Here is an 11,876-nt window from a genome sequence, read left to right as displayed (position 1 = left end):
AACATGAACAAAACAACGTTTGACAAAATCCGTGAAAATTCTGCTACGCTTCACAAAATTTACGGTAATGGTAAGTACGAAAATTATGAACTTTTTGACGAACCATTCAAGCTCGCAATCGAAGTCCTGACCTGGCAACAGCTAGACAATCAGGTACTCGCCGATAAGATTGGCATCCATGTTCAGACGGTCAAACAAATTAAGACAGCCCTAGGCATTTCATAGATCCACGTAAAAGACAAATATTTGGGAAAAACGATGAAACTCCTACTACTCGACAAAGACGGAACCCTCGTTTCACCGCGCTCTGGCGCTAAATTCGTAAACGATCCTTGGGATCAACAGCCTTTGGCAAATACTGGCGATCGCCTGATAAAATACGCCGCCGCTGAGTGGAAAATGGCAATAATCAGCAACCAAGGAGGGGTGGCGGCTGGACACAAATCTCTTCAAAATTGCATCCTAGAAATGAAATTCTGCTTGCAACTTTTCCCACAAGTTGAAGAAGCATATTTCTGCCCAAATTTTGATGGTGGTAGCGAGTGTTGGAGGCTGTGGGGGCAATGTGCGGAGGAGCGAATTCTCTACAACCAAAATTCTTGTGAGACCTTAGAGTTAGAGATCAAAGACCAATTTCGGAAGCCAAATCCGGGGATGCTCAAGCTAGCCGCCAGTTTTTATGGCTTTGATGAAATTCTCTATGTCGGCGATCGCCCTGAAGATGAAGGGGCTGCGTCTGCTGCAAATATCCCATTTCAATGGGCTGTAGACTTTTTTGGTCAGTAAGCCAGCCTTAAAAAAATCCCGATGGCTTTACCATCGAAGACTAGCCTAGGCGGAAATGTGGTGTACCCAAAACTGCCCATCCGGAATGCAAGTGCGCCGGATCAGATCATAAGAATAGTGCAAATAGGAACCGCTGACAGTTGTGTCGTAACCAGTGGGGAACCATTCGCCATAGGGGTCATGGACGAGAAATCCGTTTTTGTCGTAGCCAGCGGCAACTAAAACGTGACCGAAAGATGTGAAGTAACCGTGAAAGACACACGGATTCCCACTGGCCAAATGCTTCTGACAGCCTTCTATCGTCGCCCACTCAGTAAATCTATCCTGAGATCCGTAATCTCTAACGATCCTCGCTAAATCTTGGGGGCTGTGGCGGCTATAACCGTGGTCAATCGCATATTGATAGAGCTCATCTTCATATTGCCCCGTCTTTTTGCGCCGGGGAACCTTCAAAAAGTCCAGGCACATCGCGATGGAAGTAACGTTACAGGAACCTGTAGGGTTGTAAAAGTTGTCTAGTTGCGATCGATAAGGAATTTCGAGTCTTACGGTCTCTGGCAAATTATCTTGGGCATAGCGGTCTACTACTTTATTTTGGACTTCGCAGTGACCTTCATATACGAAAAATATGCCCGGCCGGTTCGCGGACTGGGGAAATACAATGCGCCAGTGATTGCGATCGCGATCGCAAGAAATTAGCTCATACTCTGTGCCCTGATTAAGCGGAAATTTCTCGCTTGCATCTAAATTTGCAGATTGAAGCGGACGGGATTTCAGCAGCGTAGGATGGGTAATGGTTAGTTTTATCATTTTAAGTATCCATATCGAGAATTTTGACCACCGCTAGACTTGGATTTTCTAGCTGACCCGCATACCCGAAATGGGTTTGGGGAATCCTTATTAGTTGGACGGTAAACTCTTTTTGAAAATCAGGCTGATTATTGCGGTGGGTTTGGATATCGAAATCCACTTGCCGCTCTCCCGGTAGAAATTTGATCTCTTTTTCCAGACGGTCATAATCTACGCCCGCCTTTGCGGTTTTGTTTGAGGTAGAAATTAACACGACCTCAGCCAGCGATGTGTCCCCTTTCCGGAGCACAGCACCACGGACTTTACTGCCCTCGGCTACCAAAAATTCTTTACTGCTTATTATAAAAGCCATGTTTCACCTCTGTAATGGAGATGGTACGCACAGACTTACAAATGAAGTCATAGAATAAATCGAAAGAGAAGAAAGAGAATCAGGTATTTCTTTATGGGCAAGCGCGAGAAATACCAAGGTGATGCTACTAAAAATAAAAATAAAGCCTACGGCAGCAGCAGCAATTTTACCCATTTGCTCTCCGACTTTTACTAATGTCGCAATTTTGATAAAATACGCTGCGGTATTCGCCACTTACCTGAAGTCGCTGGTAGCCCGGTATATTATCTTCCAGATAACAGAACAAGTGATTTTGTTCTGTTACTATTCTGTCGATTTCATGTCGGAATTCCCGGCGGAGGTTTGATTCAATTTGGTTTTTATAGTGACCAAAAAACCACCAAAGTCCTGCGCTTACTGGAGTCGCGAGCCCAATAGCCAACCCTAATATTTCCGTGGTAACAGTCATTGTAGCCATAAGTCATAGTTTAAATAAAATAAAATAACAAGTAAAGGGGCGCGATCGCCCCAATGAACTATGCTACCGGAGGCTCTTCTGCTGGCGCAGGGGGTTGATTAAATGGCGTGCTTGCCATGTTCCGCAAACCGGGAGCAAAATCAGGTAACGCGTCAATAATATTTTGGAATGATACCAAATCCGCAGATGCAGACTCTTGTGCTGTAGCAATTTTATCGGCAATTGCTTGGAATTTTTGCGAGGTTGGGTCATCACCAACTGCTGCCTCTAATTGGCTAGTCACTTCTACAAGTGCCGCAATTAATTCGTAAGCATATGCAACTCTCTCGGCCGAGCGTTTGCATACATTGTAAATTTCGATCTGACCATCCGCTAGTCTGTTCGTTACTTCAGTTAAGTTGCTCATTTTTGTAATTTAGAAGATTGTTTTTTACTTTGGCAAATCTATGGTACAGAAATATCTGGCAAACTGTCAAGCTTATTGATAATCTTTTGAAAATCAATTTCGCTCAATTTCAAGTCGATTTCTGCCTCAGAAATTGGCGTTCCCGGAGGTGGTACAAAAGCTTGCAGAGAAATGTAAAAAACTGGCTCGGCGTAGTTACCTTTCCGGTACCTACGCTCCAATTTGCACTCATACCCCGCCGGAACTAACCCCGCATATTCCAGTGGATCGGGAATTGGCAGGTAGAAGATGATTGAGTGAATTTGGGGGTATATTCGGTGGGCAATTTCAACTTGCTTTTCGCGAAAAGCCCCAAATTGCCATACCCGACGAAACCACAAAATGCTAAATATGTTTTCGGGGTTTCCAGTAGAAACAAATTGAAATCGAAATACACTGGCGCTGCCAGCATCGCTTGGGAAAGGCAACCACAGGTCAAATTGAGGCGTTACTTCCCCTAGCGAAGCCCACATTTGATCACCTAAGAATTAATAGGCATTTCAGCGTCAGTTGGTGCTGGTAGTTTGCGCCAAACATTGTAATTACCTAAAGTATTGCCTTCCTTATCCCTGTATTTTTGGTTGGAGACAATAATTTTGTGAGAAGCGGCTTTGCCCATCGGATCGGGCCAGCCAGCATCATCGCGCCAGACAATCAAATCCTCTAGGTTTACTTCTAGTCCAAAAGCATTCATCACATAATCTTTAGCTTCCTGCTTTTTGGCATCACAAAATGCCTTGAAAATTGGTGTAGCCTCAATCCCTGCCTGAGTTGGCAGGGCTGGCTCACCTGTTTTGGTGTCCGTTTCTTTTAGTATGTCCATTGTGGTTTCCCTTTACTGTTGTCAAAATTTTTGCCTAATTTTTACCTGGAGATTTGAGGGTCGGAATCTCCAGGTCGTTAGCCTTACTTAAGGGGTTAGCGGATCGCCTGGGAATTTCAGCCGCGGCCGAATGATTTTCCACCCAGCCGGTAAATTGTCTTCCTGGGCCTGGCCGCAATAGGTTGTCAGAATATCGGCTCCACCGCCCAAGGGCCCGGTGGTTTTCTTAAATTGCACTTTAGCCGGTCTCGGCAGACTGGCCCCCCACACAAGAGTGTCGATGTCAGCTGCTGTTGCGACTTGGATACCGAGAGCTGTCATCGTGGCATCAGTAATCGACGCCCGGGTCTCGCTCGGCATATTCCAAGCAAATTTAATTCCACGAACAAGTACGTAAACGCTCACAGCGCGGGCAGTTGCCCCAGTCACAATTCCCCGCTTTTTCGGCGTTCCACCAACCTGCCAACCCGCTGTTTTTAATGCTGGAATTACAGTTGTCGGCGTCTCAGCGCAAAATGAAGAATTCCAGCCATCGGCGGTTAGCCGCTTCGCCCTACGCGGCTTAGGGCTATTCCCACCTTTAAAGGCCAGGGCCGGCATTGTAGCGCCAATAACGGTATGCCCTAGAGCGACTCTCTCGTTTGTGTCAACATTGGTCTCAAATACGTAGACTAACCCATTGCCCATGGCAACGGAAACCTCATCCTTGTTTTGATATTTATTGTTGGGCATTTAAGAATATTCCTCCTACTTCTCACCCTAGCGGTCGCCATAAATGCTGTCAATGGCTGTATCGCTTGTTGTCAGGTGGTTTTGGGGGTTGCAGATTGTATAGGATTATTTAAATGTTCCGAAATCGTAATTACCCTTTGTAAGAGCAATTGTAAATTTTTGTTAAGTATTGGAGAAGTGGGGGGTTTGGCGTCCCGATCGGTGTTGGGTGCCGAGCAAAATTGCTTAAAAAACAAAATTATCTCCAGCACGGAGCTAGCCCGTGGGTGCTGAATAAATTTATTTAGCGCGATCGCCCTTGCAAGCATCCAAATTCTGGGAAGATTTTCATAGCCAAACTGTTAGGATTTTTAGTATGCAGCCTGTCAAACGAGCAATATTAGCGATCGCACTTTTATGTGGTGGCTGCACCCTAGTTCCGGTACCAATACCCTCCCAATCCCGATCGACACAAGCCCCACAGAGTCCGCAGCACCCTCATTACCTCCCGATCGAGATGAAGCCAAGCTTAATGAAAAATACAAAAATACCTGCTACGCTGACGGTCTCACTGAAATTGAGGGGCGGGCAATTACTGGCAATTCCGGTGCGCTGGAGGCCGTGGGGGACAAGTTGGCAACAGCAGGGAAGCATCAAGAAGCTATCAGAAAATACAATGAGGCGGGTGCAGCTTTACTGAATGAGTCTGTCAGGGATGGGAGCGCCTTGGACGTGGAGGTTGACGTCCTTTTTCGCAGCAAAGAAGAAATTGAGGAGTTTCGCGAAAAGCACCGCCTGCTGATACAGCGATCGGCAGAATCTAACTTTAAAATTGGTAGGAGTTATGCGGCTCTGGGAAAATATGAAAATGCGATCGACTGTTTTGACAGTGACTTGAAAATTGGCATTCTGCCTCCCAATGACGCCACCACCTATCTCAATTGCGGCGACGCCTACGAAAAAATTGGCAACAAAGCCGAAGCTAAAGCAGACTTCCAGCAGGCAGCTATTTTCTTCAAGAACCACAAACAGTTCACCTACGAGAAGATAGCCAAGCAGCGGTTACAGACAATAGGTAAGTAGTTTAGAATATTTCAAATTGATTTTTTTGGGCTGTATCATCAACGTTATGTTTGCTGATAATCATCCAACTTAGAAGTTTGAATTAATTTAATTGTGTATTCTTTGTAAAGCATTTATTTTAATCTTTCATCGACTTTTGTCCTTGTTTCGCGGGAAACCAGTATAAAGGTTTCTTTAGTCATGGGGAGGATTAATTTTGCCCACCGAAAAGTAACGATGCCAGTTTGCCTCTGATTTGGTAAAGATTTGTCCTCGCCAACCACCTTCTTTTTAGGCTGAGCTATTGGGTACTTCTTAGCTGGGTTCCTGCTGGCCCCTACACCCATATAAATCTCATCAAATGTGTGATTTTGGATTTTCAAAATATCCTTAAACACCCGCTCCGCTTCGGCAGCCGAATTTCCCAGCAACCACAATTTGTATCCCAGTGGCCAATTGTTGTAGGTGTAGCTTCCTCGGCCCCGCTGGATTTGATACGGCTTGTCGGGGGTGGCGTTAAAAGTTCGCTCGATCGTATTTTTGAATCGCTTAATATCTGCGATCGAAATTACAGATTTGCCCGGAATGAGCCCCTCATACTCCACCATATCCATGAGCCTGAAGCTGATTTCGCTCTCTAATTGAGTGCCACCCCTGCTCCCAGCAGAATTTGGTAGCTCCCGAAAATAAAGACTGATATACGGGTGCTTACTCAATTGAGAAATATCGGAAGTGAGCCGAGAAGCAACCCCGCCACTGCCAGCACCGGCCTCTTTTTGATTCCACCAGATGATAATTTGCTGAGATATCTCTCGGTAGGAGCCGGTAAAAATCTTCCACTCTTCTTTCTCACTTCTATTCGGGAAAAATTGTACCAACTTGAAATCAATATCCCCAAGCACATCACTAGGCTTGAGCTCGCGAATCAAGGGTCGATCCTCGCGCTTCACTCCCGGCCAAACTTCTTTATTTTTGCCACCTCGCATCTTTTTTAGCTCGGGGCTGTCGAAGCCCTCAAAACCAACTTCAAACCTCTTAGCCCATTCCCAGAAATTAAAAAAGCCCAAACCGCGAGAAGTAAGCATCTGATCCAAGGCTCTCAGTAGCGAAGCTTGCAGGGCAATTTGAGCATCATTCCCCACAATCACTAGGGGTGGCTCGTCATCTAATCTACCAAAATCCAGCTCGTAAACATCAAAAAAAGAGCGCTCTTCCATATTGATTGGAATAGGCTTGCCCTCCACAAAAGTGGGGGCTTCTCTCTTGTTAATTTCCTCGGTTATCTTCCGCTCAAATCTACCCAAATTAGTAGGATCATTTTGAGGAGAGGAAGAGGGGGATTTAGAGGATTTAGGGGATTTAGGAGCCATTTATTGCTTGGATGGTGGACGATACCCAATCTTGTATTCCTGGGAGATTTTTTTTAATTTCGGGCGGTTTTTCCACGGTTCCCCAAAAGCCTGAGATCCCTTTTTCCCTTTTTGCTGGGAAGTTGACAACTGGGAAGTTCCAGAAAATCCATTATTGAATTCTTCATTAAATACTTCCATGTCGCCCACACCAGTACCCAATCTGATTTGGCGACGAGTATTTACATCAAGAAATGCCGTCATCCGCAATTCATCTTGAAATTCTGTCTCCACCCAATTATCGATATTTTTACTAATTTGCTGGTTGTCCAAAAGCCTGCCTTTCTCGGTTAACTTTGGCCGTCGTTGTATATTTCTTGGTCTCGCCATATTTTTAAGCTATTGGTTGTCTAACCAGATCCGGCAAAAATTCTTGAATCCCCTCTCCAAAACTTTCGGCAGCCGATTCGAGAAAAACTCCAATATTCTTAATGAACGGATCTGAGCTTCCTTGAAGCTTTTCTAGCTTATTTTGGACATACAGTGCCATGCTCCAGGGCTGCCCTCCCGAGCCCCACTTTTTGAAAGTTTCTGCTCCTCCCGGAATAGCTTTTATTAAGGGGTGATTTGGCTGTTTTTTTGCCAATTGCTTCAACATTTTTCTGGTATCTCTATAAAATATTTTTACCATCATTCTGAGGCCAGCAAAAAAGGCAGTTCTGCTAATATTTTTTACTTGGGATATCAACTGAACTCTAGCTTCTTCATTCAGCGATCGATACAAAATAGAAACCCTTGTCATGTTTATTTGAATTCGGGGAATCCTGAATACCCCCCCACTTAGAAAGCTTGCAAGCCCGGTACCAAAAGCATCGCCCGCCATCGAATACAACGAGGTCATTTGCCCTTTCAACTGGTCTTCAATCTGTTGGTCTGTCTCCTTAAGATTTAAGGTGTACCCAATCTGATACAGGCGCAGCATAGCAGTAACAACCTCAGGCCCAGCACCCAGCAAAACCCCACCTCCTATCACGGCAGCAGATATCGCCCCAAAAATAGCGAGCCCCTGCCCCTCCGCAGTATTTAGCTGACCTAATATTTTACCTTTAACGGTCATTATGGAGCTAATTTGTTTTTTGAGAAAATCCTTCCCTTTGCCAAACATATTTTTTATATGCTCCGTAAAGAATCCAGCAATATCCTTGAGGATTTCCCCCCTTAAACCCTTGAGCACTAATTCCTTAATATCGTTTGCTATTTTCCCCGGATCTATTTGTGGGATTTTCACCCAATCAAAAGTACCTTTAATTTTGGAGAGCCAGCTATTATCAGCATCTCCATAGTTGGTCGCAGCACTACTCGTTTGTTTTTCGTCAACTTTTATAATTTTTTCTGGCATTGATTTAATCCCTATTTAGAATTCAATTTTTCAACGTGCGTCAATATCAGTGTTAACATATCCATCATATCTTTGTTGCCGGAAAACCTCTCAATTAAAACTTGATTTTCCCGACATTTCAAGAAATCAGGAAGCAATTCTTCAATCGCCAACTCTGTATTGGCATCAATACTTTTGTCAATCTCCCCTCCTTTATTCTTCCCAAAACCCTGACCTCTAGTATTTTTTTCCTTTACTCCAGCAGCAGTATTAAAAGGTACTGGAAAGGTAGCGGTGTCTACTTCTGTTTCTACTCCAAAAGCTTCGCACAGAGCGTGAACTTTAGCGCTTAACTTCAGTGTCATTTCTGAATTCTGGATACCCATCCAAGCCAATCTATACAGAAAATTGGTACGGGTGTCTCCATCTGCGTTGTCGTCCCACACCTGCTTCATCATCGCCTCAAAGGCAGATGTGGCACTTGGGTACTGAATATCTACAGTCTGGTCGCCCTCTACAGCATTATTATTATCCTGGATGTAGAGTTTGGGGGGATGTATCCCTAAATGATCTATTTCCTGGGCTAACGCTCGCAAGAAATTGGCATAATCTTTGATAACTTCCTCCCCTTGTCCGCCCGGCATCCTTAAGCGCCAAGGGAAAGTACATTTCCCTCGGAGCATTTCTCGTGCAGCGAGAACCTGGTGAACTTCACTTAGCATTGCACAGCAGGCTTTATCCATGGGTTCTGGGGGCGTATTTGGTATCGTTACAATTGGAGTTGGAGCGGGTGGGGGGGGTGGGGGGGGGAAACATTGAGTCCTAACTCTATCCGGGACGGTGTAATAGAGAATAGTTATATCGCTAGTGTCATTGATGTATTGTGTCATTCCACCCAAAGAACTGTAATTTTCTTCGGCGTCTGAAAGGGTATTTATATACTCATCGTTCCATCCAACAATTCCCCCTCCTGTTGGCCTATCAAAAGCATCAACAAACGGTCGATATTTGTAACAGAATCCATGAGTTCTGCTAAAAGACCCATCTCCAGAATCATTGTAATACCCAGTAATACAAAAAGCAGAGCAAGTATTGGAACCCATTCCAGCATCAATCTGCTTAGGGGTAAGAGCCCCTGGGGGAAGGCCGGGGCTAGTGGTTATGGGGGGGGGCTCCTGCGGGGCTTTTTTTTGTTCGCATCTTGGATCTGTCCAGATTTCAGATTCGGTGATGCCAACTCCTGCAATCCACGATTCCCTGGTGATCGTGCATCCGGCCTGAGTAGTTTTTTGTTTGGCAGCACCAAAATCCCATTCTAGGGATTCAAACCCCGAGGCGGAACCGGTGCCGACTCCCACGCTTACAGGCCCAAGTCCAAGCTTGCCGCCAATACTATCAGTTCCGATGGAAATGCCGGCCTTGCCTATTCCAGCAATCTCGAATCCAATCCCAGCCCTTCCTCTCTGTGGATCAATTGTAGGTAAAACCATTAGAAATACTCCGTACCGCTAACTGTGGCAGTAGATCCCTGTGCGATCGCCCACAGGGGAAATCCCAAGGTATTTTTAAGCGAGATAATATCGCCCCGGCCGCCATCAAATGCAAGGCGACCGTTTTCGTAAGTGAGGGCGCCGCCGGGAGAAAGGAAGGCGCAAGCCCCAGCCGGAGCAACACCAGCGGAACTGTTTGCAAAAGAAAACCAGATTTTCCCAGTCGAAGTTAGGTACAAGAGCGATCGCGAATTTCGCAGCGGCAGAACCTGCACAGGAGAGGTAGTCCCCACATTCACAGAAAATCCCTGAGCGCTGGCGAAGGGTTTCGCACCCAAATCCGGCACAAGTGTCGGAATTATTCGGTAAGAGCCATGAATCCTTATGTAATCATTCGCACCCAATCCACCGCTAGCTGGAAATCCTGCGGGAACAATCTGCGCCCCTACTTTTTGATTCGCTCCCCAAAATCCAGAAGCGTCAGAAAGATAAGGCATCTTGAGCTCTTTGAAGCCCTCTTGCCCTACATTCTGAATCCATGTTTCGGATCTATTTTGCCATATTCCATCACCTAGATCGACAGATAATTTAATTGCCTTGCAGGGAGCAAGACGATAATTCTCCTGCATCTTGTTCCTAGTGATTTCGTCGGCTTCATACAATGTTATATCGGGCACTGGAGCCCGCCTAATGCTAGGAAGATTGTAAATCGCCTGCATAAATCTAATCTCAGAGGCTCGCCCCGCAATCGTCCACCCAACAGGCGGCATATAGGCAGCCCAAATTGCAGCCCAATCAATTATGGGCTTAATTGTGGTATCAATTTGGGCGAAATTGGTCTGAAAAATACCAGTAATTTCTGGTCTCGATTCCTGAAACATTATATTAAATTGCCCATTGGAGATGTCGCCGAAATTGTAGGAAATCCACCATTGTTAACGAACATCAGAGGGAGTTCCAAATTGGCACTCCCCACTGCATTTAAGACGCTGTTGGTGCCCGCTCCTTCCATGTTCCAGCTAGCCACTAAGTTCAATCCTAATGGATTCTTTGCCGGCTGGATCTGGAGCCGATGCAGAAGTAAAATGGCATCCCATAAATGCTGACACCAATTGGCAGCAGCAAGGGCAAAGGTTGGCGTCCCGCCGCTGCCGGGAAGAAATCCCGATCCAGTTAGATAATCACTTAAGCCGACGGTCGATCGCCCTGAGTAGGGAAGCGCCACAGTAGCAATGGGCAGCCCGGATACCACAATTACCATTCGCCCAGCATTTGCGACTGGATAAGACTCATATACAAATTCGGGCTCAATGGTAGCACTCACGTAGTCAACCTGGTTGGGATTTTTTATTGAGTCTTTTTCTGCGCCTATCCCAAAATTCCAGGCTAGCTGGAAGATCATCCCCTCTAGAGTTGGAGCGGTCACCGTCCCGGGCGTTGTCGGGAGTACGATATTAGTCATATGTATCGTATAAATTTTGTATACTAGACTTACTATCTATCGTATACAAAGAATGCCGTTTAGTAATCTAAATCCACAAACTCAATCAAGCATCAATATTGCTGAAGACACTCGCAACGCCAAAGTGTGTAACACCATAGGCATACCCGCTGGTCCTACGCCCCCTACCACTCCGCTGATAGCGGCAAACGCTAACCGAGCTACATTTTCTATATATAATTTAGGCCCGAACCCAGTCTTAATGAGAGAAGGTCCGACGGTTTCTACAACCCTCTATGAAGCAATTATTCCCGTCGGCTATTATTGGTATCCGGATCCAGGCGAGCCGCGATATCTGGGAGCCATCAGCCTTATGGGCAGCGGTGGAGCCTCTAGCTGTCAATTTTGCGAAGCGACGTTAGTGTAATGCCATTAGTAAACTTACAGCCCTCCGGGGCCCTGCCCCCAGAGTTAGCCTGGGATTCTGAAGTATCCCAGGCGATCACAAACCACGAAGCCAAAACAGATCCTCACCCGACTTATTTAACGCAGGCAGAAGGAGACGGACGGTATCGGCAAAGCGGTACAGCTTTGACTGACGCGGACATTCCCTCTGCGATCGCCCGCGACACAGAGACCACGGAGGCAATTACCGCGCATGAGGCAAAAACTGACCCGCACCCTAGTCTGTGGCAGAGAATAGTGGCTGGATTCCTCAGTCTGGCTGGAGGGCAGCGGATTTTAAAGAATAATCCGCCAATCACTTACACAA

Annotated in this window: 17 protein-coding genes; 4 read left to right on the top strand and 13 right to left on the bottom strand. The window is 45.9% G+C overall.

The window, feature by feature from the left end:
• Positions 1–3 precede the first annotated feature (3 nt).
• Both JGK11_RS10770 and JGK11_RS10765 read left to right on the top strand, forming a co-directional pair.
• Positions 4–225 (top strand): hypothetical protein, encoded by a 222-nt coding sequence (locus tag JGK11_RS10770; protein WP_293211594.1) that lies wholly within the window; start codon positions 4–6, stop codon positions 223–225.
• A gap of 33 nt (positions 226–258) precedes the next feature.
• Complete coding sequence (locus JGK11_RS10765; RefSeq protein ID WP_293211592.1) at positions 259–786, top strand: polynucleotide kinase; 528 nt, start codon at positions 259–261, stop codon at positions 784–786.
• Positions 787–831: 45 nt separating this feature from the next.
• On the opposite strand, the gene JGK11_RS10760 is transcribed toward JGK11_RS10765, so the two are convergent.
• The 7 genes from JGK11_RS10760 to JGK11_RS10730 all read right to left on the bottom strand — a co-directional run bounded on the left by JGK11_RS10760 (position 832) and on the right by JGK11_RS10730 (position 4,405).
• Positions 832–1,596 (bottom strand): C39 family peptidase, encoded by a 765-nt coding sequence (locus tag JGK11_RS10760; protein WP_293211590.1) that lies wholly within the window; start codon positions 1,594–1,596, stop codon positions 832–834.
• A 1-nt stretch (position 1,597) separates the two neighbouring features.
• Complete coding sequence (locus JGK11_RS10755; protein ID WP_293211588.1) at positions 1,598–1,948, bottom strand: Calx-beta domain-containing protein; 351 nt, start codon at positions 1,946–1,948, stop codon at positions 1,598–1,600.
• Between the two features lie 3 nt (positions 1,949–1,951).
• Entirely contained in the window at positions 1,952–2,182 is a 231-nt protein-coding gene (locus tag JGK11_RS10750; RefSeq protein WP_293211586.1) for a hypothetical protein, read from the bottom strand.
• 281 nt (positions 2,183–2,463) lie between these two features.
• Positions 2,464–2,811: a hypothetical protein gene (locus tag JGK11_RS10745; RefSeq protein WP_293211583.1), complete on the bottom strand. Its 348-nt coding sequence runs from the start codon at positions 2,809–2,811 to the stop codon at positions 2,464–2,466.
• A 38-nt stretch (positions 2,812–2,849) separates the two neighbouring features.
• Complete coding sequence (locus tag JGK11_RS10740) at positions 2,850–3,323, bottom strand: hypothetical protein (RefSeq protein ID WP_293211581.1); 474 nt, start codon at positions 3,321–3,323, stop codon at positions 2,850–2,852.
• Between the two features lie 8 nt (positions 3,324–3,331).
• Positions 3,332–3,673 carry a hypothetical protein gene (locus JGK11_RS10735; protein WP_293211579.1) on the bottom strand — a complete coding sequence of 114 codons (342 nt, stop codon included), beginning with the start codon at positions 3,671–3,673 and terminating at the stop codon, positions 3,332–3,334.
• An 87-nt stretch (positions 3,674–3,760) separates the two neighbouring features.
• Positions 3,761–4,405: a hypothetical protein gene (locus JGK11_RS10730; protein ID WP_293211577.1), complete on the bottom strand. Its 645-nt coding sequence runs from the start codon at positions 4,403–4,405 to the stop codon at positions 3,761–3,763.
• 396 nt (positions 4,406–4,801) lie between these two features.
• On the opposite strand from JGK11_RS10730, the gene JGK11_RS10725 reads away from it, so the two are divergent.
• Positions 4,802–5,467 carry a tetratricopeptide repeat protein gene (locus JGK11_RS10725; protein ID WP_293211574.1) on the top strand — a complete coding sequence of 222 codons (666 nt, stop codon included), beginning with the start codon at positions 4,802–4,804 and terminating at the stop codon, positions 5,465–5,467.
• Positions 5,468–5,580: 113 nt separating this feature from the next.
• On the opposite strand, the gene JGK11_RS10720 is transcribed toward JGK11_RS10725, so the two are convergent.
• The 6 genes from JGK11_RS10720 to JGK11_RS10695 all read right to left on the bottom strand — a co-directional run bounded on the left by JGK11_RS10720 (position 5,581) and on the right by JGK11_RS10695 (position 11,125).
• Positions 5,581–6,663 carry a hypothetical protein gene (locus JGK11_RS10720; protein ID WP_293211572.1) on the bottom strand — a complete coding sequence of 361 codons (1,083 nt, stop codon included), beginning with the start codon at positions 6,661–6,663 and terminating at the stop codon, positions 5,581–5,583.
• Positions 6,664–6,816: 153 nt separating this feature from the next.
• Positions 6,817–7,128, bottom strand: a complete 312-nt coding sequence (locus JGK11_RS10715; protein ID WP_293211569.1) for a hypothetical protein — start codon at positions 7,126–7,128, stop codon at positions 6,817–6,819.
• 61 nt (positions 7,129–7,189) lie between these two features.
• The gene (locus tag JGK11_RS10710; protein ID WP_293211566.1) at positions 7,190–8,194 is read right to left on the bottom strand and encodes a hypothetical protein; all 1,005 of its coding nucleotides are present in this window, start codon (positions 8,192–8,194) and stop codon (positions 7,190–7,192) included.
• 11 nt (positions 8,195–8,205) lie between these two features.
• Positions 8,206–9,663 carry a hypothetical protein gene (locus tag JGK11_RS10705; protein WP_293211563.1) on the bottom strand — a complete coding sequence of 486 codons (1,458 nt, stop codon included), beginning with the start codon at positions 9,661–9,663 and terminating at the stop codon, positions 8,206–8,208.
• Positions 9,663–10,544 carry a hypothetical protein gene (locus tag JGK11_RS10700; RefSeq protein ID WP_293211560.1) on the bottom strand — a complete coding sequence of 294 codons (882 nt, stop codon included), beginning with the start codon at positions 10,542–10,544 and terminating at the stop codon, positions 9,663–9,665. The genes JGK11_RS10705 and JGK11_RS10700 overlap by 1 nt, the downstream gene beginning before the upstream one ends.
• Positions 10,544–11,125: a hypothetical protein gene (locus tag JGK11_RS10695; RefSeq protein WP_293211558.1), complete on the bottom strand. Its 582-nt coding sequence runs from the start codon at positions 11,123–11,125 to the stop codon at positions 10,544–10,546. Before JGK11_RS10695 ends, JGK11_RS10700 begins: the two co-directional genes overlap by 1 nt.
• 405 nt (positions 11,126–11,530) lie before the next feature.
• On the opposite strand from JGK11_RS10695, the gene JGK11_RS10690 reads away from it, so the two are divergent.
• Positions 11,531–11,876, top strand: a 346-nt coding sequence (locus JGK11_RS10690; RefSeq protein ID WP_293211556.1) for a hypothetical protein, incomplete at its 3' end; no start/stop codon positions are given.

The organism is Microcoleus sp. PH2017_34_RAT_O_A (assembly GCF_020737885.1).
In the GTDB taxonomy this organism is placed as follows: Bacteria; Cyanobacteriota; Cyanobacteriia; order Cyanobacteriales; family Microcoleaceae; genus Microcoleus.
This window is presented reverse-complemented; position numbering and strand designations above follow the sequence as displayed.

Bases quoted from the DNA above. Each gene is read 5' to 3' on its own strand.
- JGK11_RS10770 (WP_293211594.1), top strand. From the start codon at position 4: ATGAACAAAACAACGTTTGACAAAATCCGTGAAAATTCTGCTACGCTT.
- JGK11_RS10765 (WP_293211592.1), top strand. From the start codon at position 259: ATGAAACTCCTACTACTCGACAAAGACGGAACCCTCGTTTCACCGCGC.
- JGK11_RS10760 (WP_293211590.1), bottom strand. From the start codon at position 1,596: ATGATAAAACTAACCATTACCCATCCTACGCTGCTGAAATCCCGTCCG.
- JGK11_RS10755 (WP_293211588.1), bottom strand. From the start codon at position 1,948: ATGGCTTTTATAATAAGCAGTAAAGAATTTTTGGTAGCCGAGGGCAGT.
- JGK11_RS10745 (WP_293211583.1), bottom strand. From the start codon at position 2,811: ATGAGCAACTTAACTGAAGTAACGAACAGACTAGCGGATGGTCAGATC.
- JGK11_RS10740 (WP_293211581.1), bottom strand. From the start codon at position 3,323: ATGTGGGCTTCGCTAGGGGAAGTAACGCCTCAATTTGACCTGTGGTTG.
- JGK11_RS10735 (WP_293211579.1), bottom strand. From the start codon at position 3,673: ATGGACATACTAAAAGAAACGGACACCAAAACAGGTGAGCCAGCCCTG.
- JGK11_RS10730 (WP_293211577.1), bottom strand. From the start codon at position 4,405: ATGCCCAACAATAAATATCAAAACAAGGATGAGGTTTCCGTTGCCATG.
- JGK11_RS10725 (WP_293211574.1), top strand. From the start codon at position 4,802: ATGTGGTGGCTGCACCCTAGTTCCGGTACCAATACCCTCCCAATCCCG.
- JGK11_RS10720 (WP_293211572.1), bottom strand. From the start codon at position 6,663: ATGGAAGAGCGCTCTTTTTTTGATGTTTACGAGCTGGATTTTGGTAGA.
- JGK11_RS10710 (WP_293211566.1), bottom strand. From the start codon at position 8,194: ATGCCAGAAAAAATTATAAAAGTTGACGAAAAACAAACGAGTAGTGCT.
- JGK11_RS10705 (WP_293211563.1), bottom strand. From the start codon at position 9,663: ATGGTTTTACCTACAATTGATCCACAGAGAGGAAGGGCTGGGATTGGA.
- JGK11_RS10700 (WP_293211560.1), bottom strand. From the start codon at position 10,544: ATGTTTCAGGAATCGAGACCAGAAATTACTGGTATTTTTCAGACCAAT.
- JGK11_RS10695 (WP_293211558.1), bottom strand. From the start codon at position 11,125: ATGACTAATATCGTACTCCCGACAACGCCCGGGACGGTGACCGCTCCA.